The organism is Algoriphagus pacificus (assembly GCF_017254845.1).
Lineage (GTDB): Bacteria > Bacteroidota > Bacteroidia > Cytophagales > Cyclobacteriaceae > Algoriphagus > Algoriphagus pacificus.
Map to the genome: position 1 here is coordinate 466,636 of NZ_JAFKCU010000002.1, position 25,652 is coordinate 492,287.

Annotated in this window: 18 protein-coding genes; 10 read left to right on the plus strand and 8 right to left on the minus strand. The window is 39.8% G+C overall.

All coding sequences use genetic code 11. The features are described from left to right. Positions 1 to 90 precede the first annotated feature (90 nt). A complete protein-coding gene (purL, locus tag J0A69_RS08785; RefSeq protein ID WP_206586186.1) occupies positions 91 to 3,777 on the minus strand; it encodes a phosphoribosylformylglycinamidine synthase in 3,687 nt (1,228 codons plus the stop codon). Positions 3,778 to 4,106: 329 nt separating this feature from the next. On the opposite strand from purL, the gene J0A69_RS08790 reads away from it, so the two are divergent. From J0A69_RS08790 to J0A69_RS08810, 5 genes are all read left to right on the plus strand, one after another. Then, positions 4,107 to 4,721 (plus strand): TetR/AcrR family transcriptional regulator, encoded by a 615-nt coding sequence (locus tag J0A69_RS08790; RefSeq protein ID WP_206586187.1) that lies wholly within the window; start codon positions 4,107 to 4,109, stop codon positions 4,719 to 4,721. After that, the gene (locus tag J0A69_RS08795) at positions 4,708 to 6,135 is read left to right on the plus strand and encodes a TolC family protein (RefSeq protein WP_236032760.1); all 1,428 of its coding nucleotides are present in this window, start codon (positions 4,708 to 4,710) and stop codon (positions 6,133 to 6,135) included. The genes J0A69_RS08790 and J0A69_RS08795 overlap by 14 nt, the downstream gene beginning before the upstream one ends. A 78-nt stretch (positions 6,136 to 6,213) precedes the next feature. Then, positions 6,214 to 7,347 carry an efflux RND transporter periplasmic adaptor subunit gene (locus J0A69_RS08800; protein WP_206586188.1) on the plus strand — a complete coding sequence of 378 codons (1,134 nt, stop codon included), beginning with the start codon at positions 6,214 to 6,216 and terminating at the stop codon, positions 7,345 to 7,347. 3 nt (positions 7,348 to 7,350) lie between these two features. Further along, positions 7,351 to 10,755 (plus strand): efflux RND transporter permease subunit, encoded by a 3,405-nt coding sequence (locus J0A69_RS08805; RefSeq protein WP_206586189.1) that lies wholly within the window; start codon positions 7,351 to 7,353, stop codon positions 10,753 to 10,755. Between the two features lie 135 nt (positions 10,756 to 10,890). Then, positions 10,891 to 11,403 carry a UpxY family transcription antiterminator gene (locus J0A69_RS08810; protein ID WP_206586190.1) on the plus strand — a complete coding sequence of 171 codons (513 nt, stop codon included), beginning with the start codon at positions 10,891 to 10,893 and terminating at the stop codon, positions 11,401 to 11,403. A 28-nt stretch (positions 11,404 to 11,431) separates the two neighbouring features. Here the strand turns inward: J0A69_RS08810 and J0A69_RS08815 are convergent, their stop codons facing one another. The 5 genes from J0A69_RS08815 to ligA form a co-directional block, all read right to left on the minus strand. Then, entirely contained in the window at positions 11,432 to 12,133 is a 702-nt protein-coding gene (locus J0A69_RS08815; protein ID WP_206586191.1) for a hypothetical protein, read from the minus strand. Between the two features lie 130 nt (positions 12,134 to 12,263). Beyond that, a complete protein-coding gene (xseB, locus tag J0A69_RS08820; RefSeq protein ID WP_206586192.1) occupies positions 12,264 to 12,452 on the minus strand; it encodes an exodeoxyribonuclease VII small subunit in 189 nt (62 codons plus the stop codon). Next, positions 12,449 to 13,759, minus strand: a complete 1,311-nt coding sequence (gene xseA / locus J0A69_RS08825; RefSeq protein ID WP_206586193.1) for an exodeoxyribonuclease VII large subunit — start codon at positions 13,757 to 13,759, stop codon at positions 12,449 to 12,451. The genes xseB and xseA overlap by 4 nt, the downstream gene beginning before the upstream one ends. A gap of 5 nt (positions 13,760 to 13,764) precedes the next feature. Beyond that, positions 13,765 to 14,628 carry a 4-hydroxy-tetrahydrodipicolinate synthase gene (gene dapA / locus J0A69_RS08830; protein ID WP_206586194.1) on the minus strand — a complete coding sequence of 288 codons (864 nt, stop codon included), beginning with the start codon at positions 14,626 to 14,628 and terminating at the stop codon, positions 13,765 to 13,767. 75 nt (positions 14,629 to 14,703) lie between these two features. Continuing rightward, entirely contained in the window at positions 14,704 to 17,154 is a 2,451-nt protein-coding gene (gene ligA, locus J0A69_RS08835) for an NAD-dependent DNA ligase LigA (RefSeq protein WP_206586195.1), read from the minus strand. A 135-nt stretch (positions 17,155 to 17,289) separates the two neighbouring features. Between ligA and J0A69_RS08840 the strand changes: the two genes are divergently transcribed. Beyond that, complete coding sequence (locus J0A69_RS08840; RefSeq protein ID WP_317194855.1) at positions 17,290 to 17,925, plus strand: TetR/AcrR family transcriptional regulator; 636 nt, start codon at positions 17,290 to 17,292, stop codon at positions 17,923 to 17,925. A gap of 94 nt (positions 17,926 to 18,019) precedes the next feature. After that, positions 18,020 to 20,080, plus strand: coding sequence for a methionine--tRNA ligase (metG, locus tag J0A69_RS08845; RefSeq protein WP_206586196.1), 2,061 nt, complete (start codon positions 18,020 to 18,022; stop codon positions 20,078 to 20,080). Positions 20,081 to 20,186: 106 nt separating this feature from the next. On the opposite strand, the gene J0A69_RS08850 is transcribed toward metG, so the two are convergent. Next, a complete protein-coding gene (locus J0A69_RS08850; RefSeq protein ID WP_206586197.1) occupies positions 20,187 to 21,092 on the minus strand; it encodes a YitT family protein in 906 nt (301 codons plus the stop codon). Positions 21,093 to 21,389: 297 nt separating this feature from the next. Here J0A69_RS08850 and J0A69_RS08855 point away from each other — a divergent pair, with 297 nt between their 5' ends. The 3 genes from J0A69_RS08855 to J0A69_RS08865 are packed head-to-tail and all read left to right on the plus strand — an operon-like array spanning position 21,390 to position 24,733. After that, entirely contained in the window at positions 21,390 to 22,817 is a 1,428-nt protein-coding gene (locus J0A69_RS08855) for a circularly permuted type 2 ATP-grasp protein (protein WP_206586198.1), read from the plus strand. Between the two features lie 6 nt (positions 22,818 to 22,823). Further along, positions 22,824 to 23,816, plus strand: a complete 993-nt coding sequence (locus tag J0A69_RS08860) for an alpha-E domain-containing protein (protein ID WP_206586199.1) — start codon at positions 22,824 to 22,826, stop codon at positions 23,814 to 23,816. 35 nt (positions 23,817 to 23,851) lie between these two features. Beyond that, positions 23,852 to 24,733 carry a transglutaminase family protein gene (locus J0A69_RS08865; protein ID WP_206586200.1) on the plus strand — a complete coding sequence of 294 codons (882 nt, stop codon included), beginning with the start codon at positions 23,852 to 23,854 and terminating at the stop codon, positions 24,731 to 24,733. Here the strand turns inward: J0A69_RS08865 and J0A69_RS08870 are convergent. Further along, on the minus strand, positions 24,721 to 25,488 hold the full coding sequence (locus J0A69_RS08870; RefSeq protein ID WP_206586201.1) for a DUF6503 family protein: 768 nt from the start codon (positions 25,486 to 25,488) through the stop codon (positions 24,721 to 24,723). The genes J0A69_RS08865 and J0A69_RS08870 overlap by 13 nt on opposite strands. Positions 25,489 to 25,652: the final 164 nt, after the last annotated feature.

Below are 25,652 nucleotides of genomic sequence, written 5' to 3' on the forward strand. Positions count from 1 at the left end.
TAATCCTAAAAAACCTAAATAAATTCTTTAAAAAAATCCCTCAGATTGCTCTGAGGGATTCCGTATGTATTCAAATTCAGCTATCTGATTTTAGCCTTTAGAATTCTTTTCAACCCAATTTTTCGCATTCACAAAGGCATCCATCCAAGGAGTGAAATCATCAGATCTATCAGCTGGATAGTAAGGCCAGTTCCAAGGCTTTAAACTTCTCTCGATATGTGGCATAATCGCCAAGTGACGGCCGTCAGCTGAAGCAATTCCTGCTGTCGCATAATCCGAACCATTTGGGTTTCCAGGATAAGCTTCATAGCTATACTTCATCGCAAAATTATACTCGCTAGCCTCTTTTGGAAGGGAGAATTTACCTTCTCCATGTGCCACCCAAACACCCAATCTCTGTCCACCAAGCGAGCCTAGCATCACAGAATTGTTTTCTGGCACGGTAACATTCACAAAGGTTGACTCAAATTTATGCGAAGCATTATGAAGCATTTTTGGTTTAGCATCATGATCAGGCGTTACAAGTCCCAGTTCGATCATCAATTGGCATCCATTACAAACCCCCAAACTCAAGGTATCAGGTCTTGAATAGAAATTGTCAAGCGCTTGTTTTGCTTTTGGATTGTAAAGGAAAGCGCCTGCCCAGCCTTTTGCCGAACCCAAAACATCTGAGTTGGAGAATCCGCCCACAAACACAATCATCTGTACATCTTCCAAGTTTTCACGTCCTGAGATCAAGTCTGTCATGTGTACATCTTTCACTTCGAATCCTGCCAACCAAAGGGAATAGGCCATTTCACGGTCTCCATTCACGCCTTTTTCACGGATGATGGCTGCCTTTGCTTTGCCTGCTGATTTTCTGAAAGGATCCAGTCCAGCACTTTCAAAGCTTCCTTTCCAGTCTTTGGCAAATTCATAAGAAAGGACATGGTTCTTATAATTATCGAAACGATCCTTCGCTAGTTTCTCTCCACTTTGCTTTCTATCCAAAAGGTAAGAAGATCTAAACCAGACGTCACGAAGCTCAGGAATATCCAAGCTTAAGTCATTTCCTTTAAATTCCACTTTACCAGTATCGGTCACTTTCGCAAGTTCCACATAGTCCACATCAGCTTCCACTAATAAAGCTTCCACGGCATTTTCATCAGCTACCTGAATCAAAATCCCTGGATTTTCTGCGAAAAGAACTTTTACCAAATCTTCCTCATGCATTCTCTCTGCATGAACTTTTAAACCGACACCCGGAGTAGGGAAGCACATTTCCAAAAGGGCGGTAATTAATCCGCCGGAAGAAATATCGTGTCCCGCAAGGATCCAACCTTGATCAATTAAATCCTGAACTGCGGTGAAAGCTTTTCCAAAATAAGCCGCATCCTTCACATCAGGCGTGGTGGAACCCACTTTGTTCAATGCTTGGTAAAAACTTGAGCCAGCAAGTTTCAGATGATCTCTAGAGAAATCTACGTATAAAATTCTGCTTCCTTTGACAGGTTTTAGTGCAGCTTTTACTGTCTTTTTGATGTCAGAGCATTCCCCAACTGTAGAAATGATCACAGTGCCAGGAGAGTAGACCACTTTTCCGTCAGGATATTTCTGAGTCATGGAAAGGGAGTCTTTTCCTGTTGGGATATTTACTCCTAGTTCGATGGCAAAATCAGAAACAGCCTGAACTGCTCTATATAATCTGTCGTTTTCACCTTCATTTTTTGCTGGCCACATCCAGTTGGCAGAAAGAGAAATTCCCTGCAAACCATCCTGAATCGGTGCAAAAATCAAATTTGTCATTGCTTCTGCAATCGCTAAACGGCTACCTGCTTCAGGATCTGCTAAAGCAGCAACTGGTGCATGACCGATGGAAGTAGCAATCCCTTTATTTCCTGTGAAATCCAGGGCCATCACAGCCACATCATTTAAAGGAAGTTGGATTGCGCCAACTGTCTGCTGCGTAGCTACTCGACCGGTTACGGATCTGTCTACTTTATTAGTCAACCAATCTTTACAAGCGACTGCTTCTAGTTGCAAAACTTCACGGATATAGCCTTTGATCAATTCAGCATTGTAGTTTGCTTCAGAGAACTTTGCTTCGCTTCTTTTGTCCTCCAAAATGGTTTTTGGAGAAGATCCAAACATGTAGCTCAAGTTCCAGTCTACTGGTTTTTCACCCGTCTTCTGGTTCTCAAATTTGAAATGCATGTCTCCGGTAGTCTCACCGACTACATAGAAAGGAGCTCTTTCTCTTTCGGAAATGGTCTGAAGCATTTCGATATCTTTCTTTCCTACAACCAATCCCATTCTTTCCTGAGATTCATTACCCACAATTTCTTTGGCAGAAAGGGTAGGGTCGCCAACTGGAAGTTGGTCGATATGGATTGTGCCGCCAGTGCTTTCCACCAATTCAGAAAGGCAGTTCAAATGGCCACCAGCTCCATGATCGTGAATGGATATGATTGGGTTGTTTTCATTTTCAGCCATCGCTCGGATCACATTGGAAACACGCTTTTGCATTTCCGGATTGGATCTTTGTATCGCATTAAGCTCAATGGCATTGGAAAGTTCACCGGTATTCAAGGAAGAAACGGCCGAACCGCCCATTCCGATTCTATAGTTGTCACCACCCATGATCACAATCTGATCACCGGCTTTAGGTTCTTCTTTTTTGGTATATTTAGCATTGGTAAAGCCAACTCCACCCGCAAGCATGATTACTTTATCAAAGCCATGCTGTTTGCCATCCTCTTCATGCTCAAAAGTTAACACTGATCCGCAGATCAAGGGCTGGCCAAATTTATTACCGAAATCAGAGGCTCCATTGGAGGCTTTGATCAAAATATCCATTGGAGTTTGATAAAGCCAAGGTCTGGCTTCCAAGTTAGCTTCCCAGCTTCTTCCTTCTTCTGATCTGGCATAAGAAGTCATGTAAACTGCTGTTCCTGCCAAAGGAATAGATGCTGTTCCGCCAGCCATTCTATCTCTGATTTCACCACCACCGCCGGTTGCAGCTCCATTGAAAGGCTCTACAGTGGTTGGGAAATTATGTGTTTCCGCTTTTAGGGAAATAACGGTGTCAATATCTCTTGTTTCGAAGAAATCTGCTTTATCCTGTGTTTTCGGAGCAAATTGCTGCGCTTTTGGTCCTGCTACAAAAGCAACGTTATCCTTGTAAGCAGAGGCGATTCTGTTCGGATGTTTTTTGGAGGTTTCTTTGATCAGTTGGAAAAGCGTCTTTTGCTTTTCTTCACCATCAATAATAAAAGTGCCATTGAAGATTTTATGTCGGCAATGCTCAGAGTTTACTTGGCTAAATCCAAACACTTCTGAATCTGTCAAAGGTCTACCCAATTGCTTGGCTACATTCTCCAAGTAGTCAACCTCTTCCTGGCTTAAAGCCAAACCTTCTTTTTTATTATAAGCTGCGATATCCTGAATTTCCTGAATCTTTTCAGGCTCTAAATGGATGTCAAAAATATCCTGATCCAATCCATCATAAGCTTTTTGAAGCATAGGATCGATTTGATCGGCTGGGTTCATCGGGAAAAACTCCTCAATCCTGATAATGCCAGGAATCCCCATGTTTCCAGTGATTTCCACTGCATTGGTAGACCAGGGAGTGATCATCTCTTTTCTGGGTCCTGAGAATTTACCTTCTACTTTGCTGGTTTCCAGTGCTTTCGCTTCGCCAAATAGCCAGATTAATTTCTGGATGTCTTCAGGCGCGAAAGGTTGAGGGGTTTGAACTGCGTAGATAAGGTTTTGAGGGGATTCGAAGAAGAAAATCATGTCCTTAGGCTAGTAAGCTGCAAAGGTAAGGAATTGGACTATAGATTGAAAAATTTGAAAATTGAAAGATTGAAAAATATTGAATTGAACTCGTTTTTCTGAGACGATTTTGATTTTTTATTCGTTCAAAAATGAAAATTCACCTTTGATTTTAGTCAAATTATTGCGGAAGAAATTGAAAGTTTTTGCAAAAAGTGTTCAATATCGTTCATTTTTCTATGTTAAATAATTGTTAACACCGAATTTTGTTCGTTGTTGGTACTATGGAAACTTTGGACTTCCCAAAAGTTTCCATAGTTTTGTGGTCTGATGATTCATGTAGAAGAATAATGCGACAGAAGATTTTAGAGGTGGCAGTAGAGCAATTCAGCCGGTTTGGTGTCAGAACCGTAACCATGGAAGATATTGCACGTTTGGTGGGGATTTCTAAAAAGACAATCTACCAGGATTTTAAGGATAAAAAAGAATTGGTCAAGGAGGCTTTTTCCATGTTGCTCAAACATGATCAGGAAAAGTTGAGAGCAATTCTGAATGATGGGGATGGAGTCATTGACCATTTATTACAGATGTCCAAAACAATTCGAGACCGATTGGCGAATATGAATCCCATGGTCATTTTGGAAGTACAGAGATATTTCCCGGAAGCATGGGAAATGTTTGAGAAGTACAAGGAGGAAATTATCATGACAGATATCGTCAATGTGCTCGAGAAAGGAAAAGCTTTAGGCTATTTTCGCGAGGATATTGATTCCCACATCCTAGCGAGGATGCGTATCAATCAAATCAATTCTGTTTTTGATCCGAGTAATTTCAAAATGGAAGGATATAGTATTCTGGATCTTCAAATAGAAATGCTAGACCATTTTCTTCATGGAGTATTTACAGAGAAAGGAAGATTAGCTTACCAACAACAAAAAACAACTACCACAAATGAGAGGATCTGAGCAAGCAATCGCCTTTAAAGAAGTTGCCCCAACTCAAAGATCCTTGAATGATTTGCACACTATGAAAAATTACCTTTTTGTACTGATTGCATTCTTGCTTTTTGGAGCCAATGTTTCAGCCCAGGAAGTATTGCAATTGAACCTGCAAGAAACCATCAGCTATGCGTTGGAAAACAATGTGGATGCCAAGAATGCCAAGTTGGAATTGATGATAGCGGAGGCTACTGTCAAAGAAGAAACTTCAAAGGGATTGCCCCAGATCAATGGCTCTTTCAATCTGAATTACAACCCATCTATTCCGGTTGTTTTCTTGCCAAATGAGCCTCCTTTTGGAGATCCCAATATTGACTCTGATGTGATTCCTGCCAGATTCGGTGTTAGCTACCAATCAGGATTGTCAGCGACTGCATCTCAGATGATTTTTGATGGATCTTTCTTTGTTGGATTGAGAGCGGCTAAAACTCTGAGGGAATTGACACAGTATGATGAGATCAAAACGCAAAATGATGTTATCGAAAATGTGAAGAAGGCCTTTTTTGGGGTTTTAGTCAATCAGGAGCGAATCAAATTAGCTGAAGCTAACCTGACCAGAATCGATTCTTTATTGGACGAAACCAAAGCTTTAAATGAAGCTGGGTTTACTGAGAAAATCGAAGTTTCCAGAATTCAGGTTCAGCGCAACAATACCTACACACAGGTGGAGCGTAGCAAAACAGCTTATGAGATTTCGAAGCAGTTGTTGAAAATCCAGATGGGTTTACCCAAGGAATATGACATCGAAATAACTGAGACTTTAGCTGAATTGAATCCACAATCAGAACTGGAGGAATTGATGTCGATGGAAGGAATGTATCGGGTTGAAGTAAGCCAATTGGAGAAAAACATTGAACTGGTTGGTTTGGATCTCAAAAATAACACAGTCCAATACATGCCGAGTATTGACTTCAATGCCAACTATCAGAGAAGTGGTGCTGCAAATAGTTTTTCCAATTTATATCAGTCAAGAAATTGGTTTTCCAGCTCCTTGCTTGGTGTGACCATGACTATTCCGATTTTCGATGGTCTTGCAAAAAGTGCAAGAATTCAGAAAAACAGAGTTCAATTGCAGCAATTGGAGAATCAAATGGCTTTTCTGGATGATAACATCGCCTTGGAAATCTATGAAGCAAAAACCAATCTCAGAAATGACCTTCATATTCTGGAAGTTCAGCGTGAGAATATGGACTTGGCTCAGGAGGTTTATGATATCTCCAAAATCAAATATAATGAAGGTGTCGGATCCAATTTGGAGGTTGTGGAAGCTGATGCGGCTTTGATCGAAGCTGAAATCAACTATCTGGCTGCTTTATACGACGGATTGGTTTCCAAAGTCAATCTGGAAAAGGCACTGGGTATTTTACAAATAGCTAAATAATTAATTAAATAATTCGAATTCCCGCCTGTTGGCCTAAGGAAAAGCCAGCATCAGGATAGCAATACTAATAACACACACATGAAATCAACGCTTAAATTTTTGTCATTTGCCTCCTTGATTTTAGTGGCCTATGGCTGTCAAAAAGGGGACGATTTAGAGTCCAAAAAAGAAAAGCTTGAGGAGCTGAAAACTGAGTCTGCAGAGCTTGCCGCTTCCATCGATGAATTGGAAAAGGAAATTGGAGCTTTGGATCCTGAGTTTTTGAAACAGACTCAAAAGTCAATGCTAGTAACTACTGTAAATGCTTCAAAAGGAAAATTTGAGCATTTCGTGGAGGTTACTGGTTCTGTACTTTCCAAGAAAAACGTCAGCATCAGTGCTGAAACTGCCGGTAGAATTTTGGAGGTTCCAGCTATTGAAGGAATGAGAGTTGCCAAAGGGCAATTGCTTGCAAAAATCGATGCTGAAACCATTCAGAGAAATATTGATGAATTGCAGACTTCTTTGGACCTAGCTAAGACTTTATTCGAAAAGCAGGAAAGACTTTGGAAGCAGGAAATCGGAACTGAAGTTCAGTACCTAGAAGCCAAAAACAGAAAAGAGTCGCTGGAAAATAGTATAGCTTCCTTGAAAACCCAATTGGATAAAGCATTTGTAAGAGCTCCATTTAACGGTACAATTGAAACTGTGAATGTTAGAATAGGAGAGTTGGTTCAGCCAGGATCTCCAATGTTCCAGTTTGTTGGTGAAAGCGATTTGTTTATCGAAGCAGATATTTCTGAGAAGTACATTGGAGTACTTCATAAAGGAGATTCAGTTTATGTAAGTTTCCCATCTATCGATGAGGAGTTGCATACGAAGGTTTCTTCTGTTGGTGGGATCATTAATCCAAACAACAGAACTTTCAAAGTGGAGGTTTTCCTACCAAACATCAAGGATGTGAAACCAAATATGATCGCTGTATTAGAAATCAAGGATTACGAAAACACTTCTAGTGTATTGGTTCCCAACTATCTGATTTTGAGTGATAATAGAGGTGATTACGTTTTCACAGTTGTAAACAACGTAGCAAAAAAGACCTATATCAAAAGAGGGATGACTTTTGACGGACAAACCGAAGTGATGGAAGGTTTAACTGGAAACGAAGTGATTATCGATAAAGGATTCAGAGAAGTAGGGGATAATTTCAACGTGAATATTTCCAAATTATAAGACATGGCTGAGCAACCAAAATCAAATACTATTAGAGAATTTGGGCTATCCAGCATGAGCGTGGATAATTCCACCTCAGTAGTGATCCTTACCTTGATCATTACTGTTTTGGGATTGAGCGCTTATCGTACCATGCCTAAAGAAAGCTTTCCGGAGATTGTTATTCCAACAGTCTATGTAGGAACTCCTTACCCAGGAAACTCTCCTGTGGATATGGAGAACTTGATCACTAGACCGATTGAGAAGGAATTAAAGTCTCTGAATGATATTAAGGATATTTCTTCCACTTCTGTGCAGGATTTCTCTTCGATTGTTATTGAATTCAACCCTGGTGTCGAGATTTCGAAGGCAATCCAAGATGTTAAAGATGCGGTAGATAAATCCAAAAGTGAGCTACCTACTGATTTGGATCAGGAGCCAAATGTGTTGGAAATCAACACTTCGGATTTCCCGATCATGAACGTGAATATCTCGGGAAATTATACCGAGGCAGAGTTGAAGAAATTTGGGGAATACCTGGAAGATGAAATAGAAAAGCTTTCTGAGATTTCTAAAGCTGAGTTGGCAGGAACTGTTGAAAGGGAGATCCAGATCAATGCGGATCCTTATAAAATGGAAGCCGTTGGGGTTAATTTTTCTGATATTTCCGGAGCCGTACAAGCTGAAAATGTGACTATCTCAGGAGGTAATATCCGTTCTGGTGAGTTTGAAAGAACCCTTCGAATCGATGGTGAGTTTACCGATCCAATGGACCTGCTGAATATCATCGTTAAGACAGATAATCAGAAGATCGTCTATCTAAGAGATGTTGCAGAGGTAAAAGACACTTATAAGGACAGATCAAGTTATGCTAGAAGTAAAAACCTTCCTGTAGTAACTATCAACGTGACCAAAAGAAGTGGTGAAAACCTATTGAATGCAGCGGATAAAATCAAAGAGATTATTGAGGAAACCAAAGCCAATAGATTTCCATCAGATCTTGAAATCACTATTACCAATGACCAATCCAAGCAAACCAGACTACAGGTTAGTGACTTGGAAAACTCCATTATTTTCGGGGTAATCTTGGTTGTATTGGTCTTGATGTTCTTCTTGGGCTTCAGAAACGCCTTGTTCGTTGGGACAGCGATTCCGCTTTCCATGTTCATTTCGTTTTTGATCCTGAATGCTTTTGGGATTACGCTAAACCTGATGGTTTTATTCTCCCTGATTCTTGCACTGGGAATGCTGGTGGATAACGGAATCGTGGTTGTAGAAAATATCTATCGATTGATGTCCGAAGGCAAGTCTGCTGTTCAAGCAGCTAAAGAAGGAGTAGGTGAAGTGGCTTGGCCGATTATTACATCCACAGCCACCACACTTGCCGCATTTTTACCTTTGGCATTCTGGGATGATTTGGTGGGAGAGTTTATGAAATACCTTCCGATCACTTTGATCATTGTATTGTCTTCTTCCTTATTCGTTGCCTTGGTGATCAACCCTGTGTTGACATCTATGTATATGAAAGTGGAAGACGTTACTAAGGAGAAACCAAAGCAGAAATCCATTGTTATTGCAGGGATTTTTCTAGTCTTAGCTACCATTTTCTATCTGGTTACATGGACAGCAATGGGATCATTGATGTTGATCGCTTGCGTTTTGACCTTGTTCAATGTCTTCTTGCTTCGAAAAGGAATCAGATGGTTTCAGACAGTATTTTTGGTCAGACTGGAAAACATGTATGAAGGTATTTTGAAGTATGCTTTAGCTGGAAAAAAGCCTTACATGTTTTTGGGAGGAACTGTTCTTCTTTTGGTTTTCTCAATGGCACTTTTAATTGTTGCCTCACCAAAAGTTTTGTTTTTCCCGGATAACCAACCACAATTAATCAATGTCTTTGTAGAGTTTCCTATTGGAACTGACATCGAAGCGACTAATAAATTTGTGGATGGAATGGAGGATGAGTTGATGACCACTCTAGATCCTTACTCTAATATCATAGAGTCAGTGATTACACAAGTAGGAGAAGGAACTGGCGATCCTATAGAAGGTCCAAGTAATCAAGCTACACCTAATAAAGCGAAAATAACTATTGGATTCGTGGATTACATTGACCGTCAGGGAATTAATACGAATAAAGCCATGGAGGATATCCGAGGATTGGTAGAAAAATACCCTGGTGTTTTGATTACAGTGGATAAGCAAAGAAATGGACCTCCTGTAGGAAAGCAAGTCAATATTGAATTTATAGGTGAAGATTACGAGGAATTGATTGCTTACGTGAATCAGACCCGTGAATATTTGGACAAGCAGAATATTGCTGGAATCGAGGAATTGAAATCGGACTTGTCTTTGGGTAACCCAGAGTTGATTTTGGATATCGACCGAGATAAAGCCAGAAGATTTGGTTTGTCTACATCTCAAATTGCAACTGAGTTAAGAACTGCCTTATTTGGACTTGAAGTATCGAAATTCAAAGAAGGAGAAGATGATTATCCTATCCAGTTAAGATTGGAAGAAGATTACAGGTACGATATCAATACGCTGATCAACAAAAAAATCGGATTCAGAGATAAGTTTGGAGAGAAGCGCGAGGTGCCGATTTCAGCTGTTGCTGATTTGCAATATGGATCGACATATGGTTCTGTGAAAAGAAAAGATCTGGAGAAAGTCGTTTCTGTATATTCCAATGTGTTGGATGGATATAATCCAACTGAAGTAAACCAGAAGATTCAGGATGCCTTGGCAAAGTATGATGTACCTGATGGTATCACTTTAAAATATGCAGGAGAGCAAGAAGAACAGGCAAAATCGATGCAGTTCCTTGTGAAAGCTTTGGCGATTGCCGTTTCGATGATCTTCTTGATTATCGTTGCTCAATTCAACTCAGTAACAACTCCATTTATCATCATGGCTTCTGTGGTATTAAGTACTATTGGTGTTTTCTTGGGGCTAGTAATATTCAACATGGACTTTGTTGTGATCATGACTGGTATCGGTATTATTTCCCTTGCTGGAGTCGTGGTAAACAATGCCATCGTATTGATCGACTATACTAACCTCGTAAGAGAGCGGAAGCGTGAAGAACAAGGAATTGGCAAAAACGATTACTTGTCCTATTCTGACTTGATGGGTAGTATTGTTGAGTCTGGAAAAACAAGATTAAGACCGGTTCTTTTGACAGCAATTACCACAGTATTGGGATTGGTGCCGTTGGCAATCGGTATGAATATCAACTTTGGATCTTTATTGAGTTCATTCGATCCACAGTTTTATGTAGGAGGGGATAACGCAGCTTTTTGGGGACCAATGGCCTGGACAGTTATTTTCGGGTTAACCTTTGCGACCTTCCTCACGTTAGTAATTGTACCAGTCATGTATCTCTTGGCCGATAAGTTAAATATGCGGTTAAAGAAGATTAAAGCATGATTGTTTTAAGGTTGGTGGTTTTTTTAATAAAACCTCCGGGGTTCTATCCCGGGGGTTTTTTGATTTTTAGCCCTAGTTGGTTCGGCCTTTGCTGCTAAAAAATGTTAATTTTACAAACCCAAAAGGAAGTAAAAAATGGAAGAATTAAAGTGGTACGTGATGTATACAGCGTCTCGTTCCGAGAAGAAGGTTGCAGCGAGATTAAAAGAAAATGGCAAGGAAGTTTATTTGCCGATAGTAGAAGAATTAAGACAATGGTCTGATCGAAAAAAGAAGGTAGAACGTCCCTTATTCAATGGGTATGTTTTTGTAAAGACCAGAAGAAATGAACTTTGGGAATGTTTACAGGTTCCCGGTGCAGTTAAATTTGTACACTTCTCCGGGCAGCATGCGACGATCAGAGATGAAGAGTTGGAAACCATTGCCAGAGTTATTTCAACTGGCGTTGCGATTGAGTCTGATGGCAGTGTCATTGAGCCAGGAGAAAAAGTAGAAGTGATAGGAGGGGCTCTTCAAAATATGACAGGAGAAGTAATCGAAAAAGGAAATAAAGATTATTTCCTGATCAGGATCCCAAGTATATATCAGAATATGCTGGTGAGTATTCCGAGGAAGTTTTTGCAAGCAATCGGCAAAGTCAATTCATAAAAAAAGGAGCTAAAAAGCTCCTTTTTCATTAATCTATTTTTGGATATAAATAGCGTCGATACACAATCTGTACTTGTCCGAGATGGTCTCCAAATCTATTGAATCCAACATTTCCATCCAGATTATCAGAGAAGGTCAACATCAATGTCCCTTCTGCAGCGATATCAGCATAAGCCCCTAATTGAAAGCTTAATCCAGCTCTGAAAGGGAGATAGGCAGTGGTCGTACTGAACTTTTCAGGAACTTCATTTTCATCAAACGATTTGGTTTGTTTGGTGCTAGAGTACATAATTCCCACACCAAAACCACCATAAAGGTTTGCGAAGCTTCTGTTCATGTGATTGGTGAAAGGAATCAGGTTTACACTTGGCATAACATCAAAAAACAAAGCACTTCCTTTTGCTGTAAAAGCTGAATTGCGCTCTGCCCAATAATTCTTTATCTGAGTTGAAGGTGTGCCTCCACTTGAAATCCATTGTACACCAGTAGTCGCACGCAGGTCAAACATTGGAGTCAATCTTTTGATATACCCAAGCGAAAAAGATGGCTTAACTTCAAATTTGAAATCTCTATACGCGCCTCCATTATCCAAATAGGCGAAAGAAGGACCAAAACCAATACTTAAGAGATTGTCCCGGGAAATTTTTTCTCTGTAGAAATTTTGAGCTGAAACTTCAATGGAAGTCAAAGCAACAATTAAAAAAAGTGGTATAAATAATAATCTAGACATGGCAGGATTCCTGATAGATTAGAAATGATTTCAGGATTAATTGCAAATTCGACAACAAATATGCCAATCCTTTGACGGATTTCATATCATTAACTCAGTAATTCGCGATTTATTGCTATCTTGATAAAAATCAATCGGCTTCAAATGCCTTCTGAATTTCTTCTTCAGTAGTTTTAAGTTTGATCTTACAGGCCTTGACGAGCTCTGAAGCTTCTTTTACTAACTCAGATAATTCATCCACGCTTTTTTTGCCTTCTTCCAGCTGGGCTAAAATTTCTTCTAGCCTTGCCATTGCTTCAGTATATTTAATTGCTGTCATTGCTCCTCAATTTGTGTAATTGTACTGTTGATTTTTTCCTCTAGTGTATGCGTGGTCATCGAGTCGCCTATTTTAGGTTTGGCTAGATGAACAGGTACTCCAGAGATTTCTGATCTGGTATATCCTCTTGCAAAAATTGCTTTCGGGTCTAAGCTCAAAATAGCCTTACTTTTATGATCTAGTTTTTCTGATTCTGATTTCAGATAATTCCTTACTTTTTCATGAAAGGACTTTTCAAAACTTGATAGCGTAAATTGCTGGATCTGAATGGAGTTTTTGGATGCATTTCTGAATCGTTTGTTGAGTGATTCCAGCTTTTCAAATTCTCTTCCTATTCTGTTTCTACAATTCGATTCCAACCTATGGTTGAACTGCTGAATCAATGCATTTTGCTCTTGCAGTTGATTTCTGGTTGCTCGATCCAATCTTCTCAATAACAAGGATAGGTTTTCTTCAAATTCCCTAAATCCGGAAAGCAGAAATTCCGCAACGGCTGTAGGAGTTTTAAGGCGTGTATGAGCTACCAAATCTGCTATGGTTTCATCCCTTTCGTGACCGATTCCGGTAAAAACAGGGAGTGAGCATTTTGCGATTCTTTCTGCTAGTCTGTAATCATCAAAGCAATCCAAATCCAATTGAGCACCGCCTCCTCGAATGATGACCAAAGCTTCGAGCCCTAGTTCATCTTGTGATGATTCTGCCAGGTCAATTGCTCTTATTAGGCTTTCTACAGCCTCATTTCCTTGCATCAAGGAAGGGAATAATTTATGATAAATTTTATACCCTCCAGAGTTTACAGCAATCTGGTTGATAAAGTCACCATATCCAGCGGCAGTTGCACTACTGATAATTCCGATTTTTTGAATGACTGGAGGTAATTCCCTTTGAGCATTTAATCGAAGGATCCCTTCACGCGTAATCCTGTCAATGGTTTCCTGCCTTAATCTAGCTCTTTCACCGAGTGAAAAAGAAGGGTCAATATCTTTAATATTGATGCTGAGGCCATAAAGTGGATGAAAATTAATGGCTACTTGAGCCAAAATATTCATTCCATTTTTTAGACCTGAACCAGTGACTGATTCAAATCTTGCAGCGACATTTCTATATGTAAACTGCCAAAGGTTTGCCCGTAATTTGGCCTGGATTTGATTCCCCTTTTTTTCTACAATCTCAAAATAGGCGTGGCCTTGAGGAGAAAGTCTGAAATCCGAAATTTCTCCGATTACCCAGTATACCGGATCCAATTCTCTATCAATGACATCTTGGATCAACTGGTTTAATTCGGAGATCGATCGGGCATTATGCATTCAACTTACTTTAACTTTTGGTGTAATGTTTTAATCTGATGATTCAGGTCCAAGCTTGCTCTCAACATTGGTAATCGCAACTGGTCCCCACAAATTCCCATGTGCATCAAAAGATTTTTGATTCCAACTGGATTTCCTTCCACGTACATCAGGCTATTGAAATCAAGTAATGAAAATGCTGCTTTGAGGCTTTCTTTCTCAGAACCATGACAAATGCTTTTAAAAGTTGCCGGAAGGGCATTGGCCAAAACCGAAATCACTCCACATCCCCCGATGCTGTACATGGCTTTGGTCATAAGATCGTCGCCAGAAATTAACAAAAAGTCTTTTGGCTTTTTAGCGGCAATTTCCATGCACTGCTCCAAGTTGCCACTCGCTTCTTTCATTCCAATAATATTTGGATGATCAGCTAGTCGCACAGTCGTTGCTGCAGCCATATTTGACATAGTCCTGCCTGGAACATTGTATAGAATGACCGGAACAGGGCAATTGTCAGCAATAGCAGTGTAATGAGCTATTATTCCAGCTTGACTCGGCTTGTTGTAAAATGGGCTGACTGATAGTATGGCAGAAATCCCCGTAAAATCAGTATTGCTAATGTCGTTTAAAACGGCTTGCGTATTATTTCCTCCAACACCATAAACCACAGGCACTCGTCCATTATTGAATTCAAGGCAAGCTGTTAGGACCTGTTTCTTTTCAGCAGGAGTCAATGTAGCGCTTTCACCAGTAGTGCCAAGTACTACCAAGTAATCAACTCCACCTTCAATAACATAGTCTATCAGGTTTTTTAAGCCAGAAAAGTCGATAGAGCAATCATCATGAAAGGGTGTGACTAATGCTACTCCGGTGCCTTTAAATTGGTTCATATTAGTGTTAATAGGATTGGGGCCTAAAGATAATGGGCTTACTTGAATTGATCTTAAGAGAATTTAAAATTTGGATTATTCTTGGACCATTTTTAGAAATTCTTCCTCTGAAATAAGAGGAATCCCAAGTTTTTGGGCTTTTTCTTTCTTACTCGGACCCATTTCTGCTCCTTCAATGATGAAATCCAGACTTTTGGAAACGGAAGAAATGTATTGTCCTCCATGTGATTTCACAAAATCAACAATTTCATCTCGTTTGAAATTCTCTAATTTTCCGGATGCCAGAATTTTCTTTCCTTCCAGAGTATTCCCCAAGGAAACCGATTCTTTTTCCTCCATTTCAAAATGAAGCCCGTGACCTTTTAGCCTAGAAATAATCTCTAGATTTTCTGGCTGAGCAAAGAATTCCTGAAGGCTATTAACCAAGGTTTCTCCTACACCATTGATTTCGATGAGTTGCTCAGATGTTGCTTCTTTCAGCTTTTCAATCGATCCAAAATGTTCTGCGAGCAAAGCAGCTGTATTTTCTCCAATATTTCTGATTCCAAGGGCAAATAAGACTTTCTCGAAAGGTTGCTTCTTGGAAGCAGAAATTCCTTCCATCATATTTTTGATGACACCCTCCTGAAAGGTATTGGCTTTTAGTTTTTTGATTCGCTCGACCAACTCTTGGCTGAGATCAAGGTTCAATTCAAGTAGAATTCGGTGAACAGTTCCATGTTGCTTGGAAGCCTCTAAAATCTGTTCAAAGTCCACTCTTCTTCCCAAGAATATCTCCAAAACCACTGCTACAGGAACATAATCCTCCAATTTTGGTAAGTCATGGGATTTCAAGTTTGCAATCAGGTAATCTACCATTCCGGTATTGGAAGGTACTTTTTTCTTCCATTTCCGAATTTGATCCTGAAATGCTCGGAGCTTTTCAAATAGGGGAAGTTCCGTGTTTTCAATCAACCAATCTTGAATCTGTTTGAAAGAAATTTGCTCTGTCAGTGCAAAAAGCGCCTTTTCCAGAGTTACGTACAATAAGCCATTCCCTTCTAATTCGTATTGATCTTGAGACATTTCCAGCCCCAAAAGCTCATTTTGCTTTGATTCCAACACATAGATGTCAGCAGGATTTCGGATGAATTCCTGATCGATAAGTGCCCTGATTCTTTCCGTCCCCATGGAATCAATATCCATAGCTCTTTTGTGGACAAAATGCTCGATTCTTCCCAAAACTTGCGGGGCACAATTAGCAGAATTTGGACAGAAGTGTTTTGCTTCACTTTCTTTTCGCTCTAGTGGCGTGCCGCATTCAGGGCATTCTGAAATGTATTCAATCGGTTTAGCTTCAGGTTTTCTTCTCGAAAAATCAACGCCAGTGATTTTAGGAATGATTTCCCCACCTTTTTCTACATAGACAAAATCACCGCTATAGAGTCCCAGTCTTTCTATCTCATTCGCATTATGCAGAGAGGCTCTTTTGACAGTGGTACCCGCCAAACTAACGGGAGCCAAATTCGCAACTGGAGTGATGGCACCAGTTCGGCCAACTTGGTATGTAATGGACAAAAGTTCAGTTTCAGCACTCTCAGCTTTATACTTATAAGCAATCGCCCAGCGAGGATTTTTTGCTGTAAATCCAAGCTCTTCTCTTTGCTCATAATCATTGATTTTCAAAACAACCCCATCTGTGTCAAGAGGCAAACTGAAGCGTTTCTCTCGCCAATCTTCAATGTAAGCCAATACGTCTTCAATTGTTGATGTTTTTCTATAAGTAGGAGATACATTGAATCCCCATTTTTCAATCAAGGAAATTGCCTGATCATGGGAATCCACGCCTATGTTTTCACCAAGGAGTTGGTAGAAATAGCAGTTGAGTCGGCGTTTGGCCACAACCGAGCTGTCCTGCATTTTTAATGTTCCCGAGGCAGCATTTCTTGGATTGGCCAGCAAAGCTTCTCCTCTTTCCTCCCGTTCAGCATTAATTTTTTCAAATTCCTTATGGGGCAGAAAGATTTCGCCTCGTACTTCAAATTTTTCAGGGATTCCAGGAGCATTTAGATGCAAAGGAATATTTCGGATCGTTCTGACATTGGCAGTCACATCATCGCCCCGCGTTCCATCACCCCGAGTTACAGCCCTGACCAATCTTCCATTTTCATAAATCAGACTGATTGCCACTCCGTCAAACTTCATTTCACAGAAATACTCGTACGCGTTTCCTCCCAGTCCTTTTTGCACGCGTTCATCAAATGCAATAAGTTCTTCCTTGGAATAAGTATTCCCCAGAGAAAGCATTCGATATTCATGAGCAACAGTTTCAAACTCTTTGGTAATCGTGCCGCCAACACGCTGACTTGGACTGTCAGGGTTCAATAAATCGGGAAATTGAGTTTCTAGACTGATTAACTCTTCTAGCAGTTTATCAAATTCAAAATCAGATATTTCTGCCTGATCCTCCATGTAATAAAGCTGATTATGGCGGTCAATTTCTTTGCTGAGTTGGGAGATCCTAGCGGCTGCTTCCTGATGGTTCATAGAGGGAATCTGAAAATTTGAATCCTAAAAATACGCTTTGAATGTCCAATGCGCAATCTAAAAAGTCTAGATTACATGAATCCTCGTACTTATTTCTTCCTTGGATTGAATTTATATATTTGAGCAGCGATAACGATGATGAGCAAAAAAAGTAGCGTAGAAAACAAGATTTTGGATGTAGCCTATAAGCAATTTCTGAGCAATGGCTACCGACATACCACCATGGATGATATTGCTTCCGAACTGGGAATGAGTAAGAAAACACTTTACAAATACTATCCTGGAAAGCTTGAGTTGTTGGAGGCTTCTTTTGAAGTGCTGAAGCTAAAAATGAGCTCGAAAGTGGAGGCGATTTTGGAAAACAAATACATCTCTTTTCCGCTGAAATTAAAGTCTACCCTAACTGTTGTTGCCACGCATCTAGCCCCGATAAATCCTGAATTATTTGAAGATGTAAGAGAGCATGCCAAAGAAATTTGGGAAGAAATGCGCCTTTATATCAATGAATCGGCCTATTTGAGATTTTACAAGCTGATCAAGCAGGGAGTGGATCAGGGCTTAGTCAATCCAAAAATCAATATCAACCTAGTGGTCATGCTATATGCATCTGCGATTCAGTCACTTTTAGATCCTAAATTCCTGAGCCAGTTTCCAGAAACCATGCAAAAAGGAATGAAGCTTTCACCCTCAGATATCTTCGACCAAGCAGTTTCTGTAATATACAATGGCATACTGACGGAGGAAGCCAGGAATGAATTTGCAAATGCGTGATCTCTGCTTCGGCTGATTTCCCTATCTTTGCGGCCAGAAATAATGGAATTTTAATTTTATTTCACCCGTTTACCATTCAGATTTTCCGCAGGATATGAGCAATAAGAATTTTAAAAGATATACGATTACTTCAGCCCTTCCCTATGCCAATGGGCCCTTGCATATTGGCCATTTGGCGGGATGTTACATTCCTTCAGACATTTATGTCCGCTACTTGAGAAGCTTAGGAAAAGATGTGGCTTATATCTGTGGATCGGATGAACATGGAGTAGCTATTACGATCAAAGCGAAGAAAGAAGGGAAAACGCCTCAGGAAGTGGTGGATAACTACCATGAAATCATGAAAGGTAGTTTCAAGGAATTCGGAATCAGCTTTGACCATTATTCCAGAACTTCTGCTCCAATCCATCATGAAACCGCTCAGGGATTTTTTAAGGATTTGTATGAAAAAGGCGAGTTTCTAGAGCAAAGCACAGAACAATACTTTGACGAGGAAGCAGGCCAGTTTTTGGCAGATAGATACATCGAGGGAACTTGCCCTAAATGTGGAAATGACCACGCCTATGGTGATCAGTGTGAGCGATGTGGAAGTTCTTTGAGCCCAACAGAATTAATCAATCCAAAATCAAAATTAAGCGGAAGAACACCAGTATTAAAGGAGACAAAGCACTGGTTTTTGGATTTGGCGAGATATCAGAATTTCTTGAAAAAGTGGATTCTGGAAGATCATGCCGAAGATTGGAAAAACAATGTCTTGGGACAATGTCGTTCTTGGTTGGAAGCTGGAGATGGATTGCAAGCCAGATCTATGACCCGTGATTTGGATTGGGGTATCAAAGTGCCATTGCAGGATGCAGAAGGCAAAGTGCTTTATGTATGGTTTGATGCACCGATAGGATATATTTCTTCTACGAAAGAATGGGCGGCAGCAAAAGGGATCGATTGGGAGCCATATTGGAAAGATGAGGAAACAAAACTGGTTCATTTCATCGGAAAGGATAACATCGTTTTCCACTGCATCATTTTCCCGGCAATTCTAAAAACACATGGAGGTTATGTACTTCCAGATAATGTTCCTGCCAATGAGTTTTTGAATTTGGAAGGTGATAAAATCTCAACTTCCAGAAACTGGGCCGTTTGGTTGCATGAATATTTAGAAGAATTCCCTGGCAAGCAAGATGTGCTGCGTTATGTCTTAACTGCCAATGCGCCAGAAACGAAAGACAATGACTTTACATGGAAGGATTTTCAGGGAAGAAACAACTCTGAATTGGTTGCGATCTATGGGAATTTTGTAAACAGAGCGGTCGTATTAACTCATAAATATTACAAAGGAATTATCCCACTAAGAGGTGAACTTACTGGTTACGATCAGGAGGTTATAGATGATTTGGCGGAGTTTCCTGAGAAAATCGCATCTTCTATTGAGCGATACAGATTTAGAGAAGCACTTGGGATTGTGATGGATTTAGCCCGACTTGGGAATAAATATCTGGCAGATACTGAGCCATGGAAAGTCATTAAAACGGACGAAAGCAGAACAGCGACTATTCTCAATATAGCATTGAATATTGCAGCGAATTTGGCAATAGTATCCGAGCCTTTCCTTCCATTTACCGCAGGAAAACTGGTAGATCTTTTTGGAATGAAGAAGATCGCATGGGAAGATGCCGGACAAGCGGAATTATTAAAAGCAGGAACAGCCTTAGGGGAAATGGGCTTGCTTTTCGAAAAAGTTGAAGATGAAGTAGTAGATAAACAAGTACAGAAACTAATGGATGCCAAGAAAGAAAACGAAGCTGCAAATGCACCAGTGCCAGCAATGAAAGAAATCATTACTTATGATGATTTTGCGAAATTGGATATGAGGGTGGTGACAGTTTTGGAAGCGGAGAAAATGCCGAAATCAAAGAAACTGATCAAGCTAAAAGTGGATACCGGATTAGGTCATCGTACTGTTCTAAGCGGTGTAGCAGAACATTTCGAACCTGAGTTTTTGGTTGGGAAACAAGTGACCATGCTAATCAACCTTGCCCCAAGAAAAATGATGGGTATCGATTCCGAAGGGATGATCCTGATGGCAGAAGATAAAGATGGAAAATTGAAATTGTTGACGCCACATGAAGGAACAGCGAGTGGATCATCGATTTCGTAAGAAAAAGGTAAGGCTTGGCTGAAGAAAGTCAAGATCAATCCATAAATAAATGAGAAAGCCAAGAGAAGAGATTCTCTTGGCTTTCTCATTTATTCCTGATAGAGGATTAATGCATCGGTCTTTTCTTGATCATTCCTCCCTTGGTGTCTTTGATCGGATATTGAATTACAAAAGCTTTAGGATCTATTTTTTCAATTGCAGTTAATAATCGAGTTACCTCCAATCTCGTGATCACGCAAAAAAGCACTTTTCGATCGGGAAGTAAATTGGCTTTTTCACCATAACCCCCATCTGATTTTAAAACTGTGACACCGCGACCTAAGTCATAGGAAATCATGCTTTTGATTTCTTCATTTTGAGGAGACATGATCATGACTCCCAAGTATTCTTCCACACCGTTGATAAAGAAGTCCACTGTTTTGGAAGCGGAAAAATAAGTCAACATAGAATACATGGCTGTTTCTAGGGTGACAAAGATTGCTGCGATTATGAAAAGGAAGATATTGAAAACTGTAATAAAATCGCCCACTGTCAAGCTGGACTTTCTGCTGACTGAAATGGCCAGTACTTCAGTTCCATCGATTACCGCCCCTCCTCTGATAGAAAACCCAATACCACTACCCAAGAAAAATCCTCCGAAAACAGCGATCAAAAGCTTATCCGCAGTGATGGTAGGTACTTCTATGTAATGTACCATTAAGGCTAATCCGAAAATGGCTAAGCTGGACTTTATTGCGAAACTGATTGAAAACTGTCTCGCTCCAAGGAGAATGAAAGGGATGTTGACCAAAACGATCAAAACAGATAAGTTGACCGGAGTAAGCAATTCCAGCAATAGTGACATCCCCATAGCACCTCCGTCAAAGAACCCATTGGGAAGCAAAAATCCTTTCAACCCAATACTTGCCATACAAATCCCGATGGCAATGAAAAGAAAGTCTTTCCAAAATGGCCAAGAAGTGATGGTGCTGAGAAAATTTGTCTCTGTACCGATGGGTTGTGATTGATTCATGAAGTAAAATAAATGGATTACTAAGTTTATAAAAAGGAGGAATGTAAAATTCTGGAATTATTAAGTTTTGAATTAAGCAGGCCAAATCCAAATGTGTTTTTGGCTAATTAGCATTTTCCAGCACTTTTTGTAAGAAGGAAACCTTTTGTGATAATTAAACAGAAAACCTCATTTATTAATAAAAAGATCATAAATATTTAAAATCAATAAAAAATTAATCGTATTTCTCTATAAAATTTGACTTTTATCTATTTTGAGCTATCTTATTTGACTTACAAATTGTAAAGTTTGATTTTCATGAAAACAGAAGGATATAGCGCCGGTGAGCATTTTGACGAAATGTTTATGCCGGATGGGACAGTGCGGCCACATTACGAGGGCTTTTATAATTTTTTAAATAAAGCATCCTCCAAAAAAATGAATCATCTTCAATATTCTGCCAATAAAACGCAGCTGGCGATGGGGATGACTTTCAACGTCTATCATGATAATCAAGGAATGGAGAAAATCCTCCATTTGGATATCATTCCTAGGATAATTTCCAATCCCGAGTGGAAAAAGCTAGAGGCTGGGCTGAAACAAAGAATATACGCCCTCAATTTATTTCTTCAGGATATTTACAATGATCAGAAGATTCTGAAAGACGGGATTGTCCCAGCAGAATTGATATTGAACAGCAAAGATTTTCTAAAACCATGTTTAGGTTTGACTCCTCCCAAGGGAATCTGGTGTCACATCACCGGAACAGATTTGGTAAGAGATAAAGACGGGGAGTTTTACATCCTAGAAGACAATTTAAGATGTCCATCTGGCGTGTCTTACATGCTCGAAAGCCGTGAAATCATCAAGCGCGTTTATCCTGAGCTTTTCAATCAAAAAGGGGTGATGCCAGTTTCGGATTATCCGATGAAGCTTTTGAAAATGCTGCAAAACCTCAGTGGAAAAGCAAAGCCTGTCGTGGGAGTTTTGACGCCGGGAATTTATAATTCGGCATATTTTGAGCATTCCTATTTGGCACTTCAGATGGGAGTTGAGCTTGTGAATGGAGTGGATTTGATTGTTGAAAACAAAAAAGTCTACATGCAAACCACTAAAGGTTTACAGCAGATCGATGTGATTTATAGACGAATTGATGATTCATTCCTAGATCCTTTGACATTCAATCCTAAGTCAATGCTTGGCATTCCAGGGATTTTTGATGCTTACAAAGCTGGTAACATTGGTTTGGCAAATGCTCCTGGAACTGGAGTAGCTGATGATAAAGCTGTCTATGCTTACGTTCCAAAAATCATCAAATATTACTTAGATGAAGATCCGATTCTTCACAATGTCCCCACTTATCTATGCCGAGAAGAGCAAGACCGGAAATATGTGTTGGAAAATATCCACAACCTCGTTGTGAAAGAAACCAATGCAGCGGGAGGTTATGGGATGTTGATTGGACCAAAAGCCACTAAAGAAGAACATGAAAATTTCAAAAATCTGATTAAAAGCAACCCATCCAATTACATCGCTCAACCGACACTTTCCTTGTCAACTGTTCCTACTTTGACCGATGAAGGCATTATGGGAAGACATGTGGATCTTAGACCTTACATTTTGTATGGAAAAGAAATTGAGGTGATTCCAGGGGCATTGACCCGGGTAGCATTGAAGAAAGGATCACTTGTGGTGAACAGCTCACAAGGTGGAGGAAGTAAGGATACATGGGTATTATATAATTAAAAAACTATGCTAAGTAGAGTTGCAAATCATATTTATTGGCTGGGAAGATACCTCGAGCGAGCGGAAAATTACGCGCGATTTATTGATGTGAATTTCAATCTGATGCAAGATTTGCCATTGGATTTAAAAGAGCAATGGCAACCATTAATCGCCGCGACAGGCGATATGAAATTGTATTTGGATACCCATCAGACTTTCTCTAGAGATCAGGTTTTGTTCTTTCTTTCCTTTGATGAAAAGAATCCGAACTCTATGATCAATACCATCTCCAATGCCAGAGAAAATGCCAGAATCATCCGGGATAGTTTGAGTAAAGAAACCTGGGAAGAGGTGAATGAGCTCTACTACATGATCAAGCATGGAGCTGAAAAGAAAATGTGGAAAAAAGAAGATCCACGTTTGTTTTTCGAGAAAATCAAGAACCAAATTCTATTAATTTATGGAATTGCCGATAATACCGTTGCAAGAGTAGAAGGATGGTTTTTCAGGCAATTGGGGCAGTTCTTGGAAAGAGCGGATCAAACCTCTAGGATCCTAGATGTCAAATATCATATCCTGCTTCCTTCACCGGAAGAAGTGGGTACACCATTGGACTTCTTGCATTGGATGGCACTATTGAAATCTGTGACAGGATTTAATTCCTATAGGAGACTTTATGGAAATATAGATCCTGCAGGCGTGGTGGAATTTTTAGTATTGAATAAGTACTTTCCAAGGTCCATATATTATTGCATCCGCGAGGCTGAAAAATGCTTGCTGAACATTTCTGGAAATTCTGCTGGAGGTTATCAAAACTCGGCTGAAAAAGCCATGGGTGAATTGAGGTCAAAACTGGAATATGCTGAAGTCAGTGAAATAATAACCATTGGATTGCATCAATATCTGGATAGCTTGCAGCTGAAGATTATCCATATTTCTGATTTGATAGATAATAACTTCTTTAGAATCAGGGATAATTTTGAACACCAAGTGAGCGAACAATCGCAGACTCAATCCTGAGTGTAAGGAAAATTAGACAGGGTGAACCAACCCACATGAAACTTAGAATTAACCATCTTACAGTATACAACTACGATAATGAAGTTTATCTAGGCATACATCTCTTGTATCTATTGCCTCAAAACAGACTGTATTTTGATGTAGTGGAAAAGGAGATGCTTGTCTCACCAACTCCAGATGGAATGAGTGAGCGAATAGATTTTTCTGGAAATTTCTTCTCGCAACTTTGGTTTTCAAAACCTTCCCGCAAGCTGGAAATCAAGAGTTCCATGACTGTCCAGCTCAAAAGCTTCAATCCCTTTGATTTTATTTTGGACTTCGAGTTTGTTCAGGCTATATCTGCTAATTCTCCGGTTTTATTTCATTATTCAGAAGAAGAAAAGGCTTTGGTTGAGCCCTATATTTCAGCATCAGGACCAGATGAAATGCGGAAGCTGGTAGGTGAATTTTGGAAGGGACAAGAAGATATTTTGGGGTTTTTAATGCAAGTAACAGCCCATATCCATCAGAATTGGGAGCATATTATCAGGTATGAGCAAGACCTCTGGAGTCCAGATTATACTTTTCAAGTAAAAAAAGGCTCTTGCCGTGACCTAGCTTGGATGCAAATGAATATGCTGGGCAAAATTGGATTGGCTTGTCGCTTTGTGAGCGGCTATGCTTTTAATCCAGAATTGAATGAAGGACATGAACTCCATGCTTGGCTGGAAGTTTATCTTCCTGGAGCAGGTTGGGTCGGTTTAGATCCAAGTCTCGGTCTCCTGACCAACCATCAGTACATTCCTTTGGCAGCAAATGCAAACCCAAGATTAACCAACCCGGTACAGGGGAATTTTGCAGGAAGTGGTGGTTCTACATTATTTACAAAAGTGGAAATCTCTCAACTTAGCTCTCAAGAGCAAAATCAATCCGCATAGACTCCGTTTTCAGGCTTCTCGAAAATAGAATTGTTGAATAATTCATCTAGAATCAAAACATCTGCAAAGCTGACTTGATTTCGGATGCCTTTGGTAGAATCATTTTCGTAAGTATACCCTGTCAATAATCTCGGAAAAGCCAATCCATTTGTCTCTCTGTAATCATCGTATTTCAAGGCATTCATAGTTGGATTTGGATTTCCAAAATAACTGGCTGTGTAAAGCAAATATTCCAATCTTCCAGTCTCCGAATTTAAAAGCATAAAGTATTGATCATTTGGGCTCGCCCCAACACCTTCTCCCATGGTAGCCTGCAGTGTTTTATAAGAAATCCCGTTCAATAATTTGTTTTCCACTTGTTTGACAGTAACTCCCGGATCAGTGAAAACATAGGGAATGGAATAAAAGTAGAAATATAAGTTGTGGTAAAAATCAATCGATTTACCTCCGAAGGCACTTCGACTTGGACTAACCCAAGTGCCGTTGTCATCTTTTCCAATGGAAAAATCACTGGCATCCAAGCGTACTTTTCTTGAATCCAGATTGATGAAATAATTCTCTTGCGTCAAGTTCGTTTCGTGGAACAAAGTAAAACTCATCGCCTTTGCCTGAATCCATTTTGACCAATCTCCATGCGCTTCAAGCATTTCTTGGAATTCAGGATTAACCTCTGGCATTTCTTTGACAACGGGCTTTTCACAAGAGAAAAATGCCAGGATCAAAATCAAGAAGGTTAGTTGAGAAAGAGTTTTCATAGAAAGGGTGATTCTGGTTTATTAAGTCAAAGCATAAAGTAAGGGATTTTGCCCGATTATCACATGTCAACTGCAAGACAAACAATTTTTTAAAAATTTATATTAGAATTAGTCTAAATAATAATTGTGATTCTTATTTTTGCCAATCAGTACTGCGCAATCAG

Excerpts from the sequence above, each read along its gene's own strand:
- purL (WP_206586186.1), bottom strand. The coding sequence starts at position 3,777 with ATGATTTTCTTCTTCGAATCCCCTCAAAACCTTATCTACGCAGTTCAA.
- J0A69_RS08790 (WP_206586187.1), top strand. The coding sequence starts at position 4,107 with ATGCGACAGAAGATTTTAGAGGTGGCAGTAGAGCAATTCAGCCGGTTT.
- J0A69_RS08795 (WP_236032760.1), top strand. The coding sequence starts at position 4,708 with ATGAGAGGATCTGAGCAAGCAATCGCCTTTAAAGAAGTTGCCCCAACT.
- J0A69_RS08800 (WP_206586188.1), top strand. The coding sequence starts at position 6,214 with ATGAAATCAACGCTTAAATTTTTGTCATTTGCCTCCTTGATTTTAGTG.
- J0A69_RS08805 (WP_206586189.1), top strand. The coding sequence starts at position 7,351 with ATGGCTGAGCAACCAAAATCAAATACTATTAGAGAATTTGGGCTATCC.
- J0A69_RS08810 (WP_206586190.1), top strand. The coding sequence starts at position 10,891 with ATGGAAGAATTAAAGTGGTACGTGATGTATACAGCGTCTCGTTCCGAG.
- J0A69_RS08815 (WP_206586191.1), bottom strand. The coding sequence starts at position 12,133 with ATGTCTAGATTATTATTTATACCACTTTTTTTAATTGTTGCTTTGACT.
- xseB (WP_206586192.1), bottom strand. The coding sequence starts at position 12,452 with ATGACAGCAATTAAATATACTGAAGCAATGGCAAGGCTAGAAGAAATT.
- xseA (WP_206586193.1), bottom strand. The coding sequence starts at position 13,759 with ATGCATAATGCCCGATCGATCTCCGAATTAAACCAGTTGATCCAAGAT.
- dapA (WP_206586194.1), bottom strand. The coding sequence starts at position 14,628 with ATGAACCAATTTAAAGGCACCGGAGTAGCATTAGTCACACCCTTTCAT.
- ligA (WP_206586195.1), bottom strand. The coding sequence starts at position 17,154 with ATGAACCATCAGGAAGCAGCCGCTAGGATCTCCCAACTCAGCAAAGAA.
- J0A69_RS08840 (WP_317194855.1), top strand. The coding sequence starts at position 17,290 with ATGATGAGCAAAAAAAGTAGCGTAGAAAACAAGATTTTGGATGTAGCC.
- metG (WP_206586196.1), top strand. The coding sequence starts at position 18,020 with ATGAGCAATAAGAATTTTAAAAGATATACGATTACTTCAGCCCTTCCC.
- J0A69_RS08850 (WP_206586197.1), bottom strand. The coding sequence starts at position 21,092 with ATGAATCAATCACAACCCATCGGTACAGAGACAAATTTTCTCAGCACC.
- J0A69_RS08855 (WP_206586198.1), top strand. The coding sequence starts at position 21,390 with ATGAAAACAGAAGGATATAGCGCCGGTGAGCATTTTGACGAAATGTTT.
- J0A69_RS08860 (WP_206586199.1), top strand. The coding sequence starts at position 22,824 with ATGCTAAGTAGAGTTGCAAATCATATTTATTGGCTGGGAAGATACCTC.
- J0A69_RS08865 (WP_206586200.1), top strand. The coding sequence starts at position 23,852 with ATGAAACTTAGAATTAACCATCTTACAGTATACAACTACGATAATGAA.
- J0A69_RS08870 (WP_206586201.1), bottom strand. The coding sequence starts at position 25,488 with ATGAAAACTCTTTCTCAACTAACCTTCTTGATTTTGATCCTGGCATTT.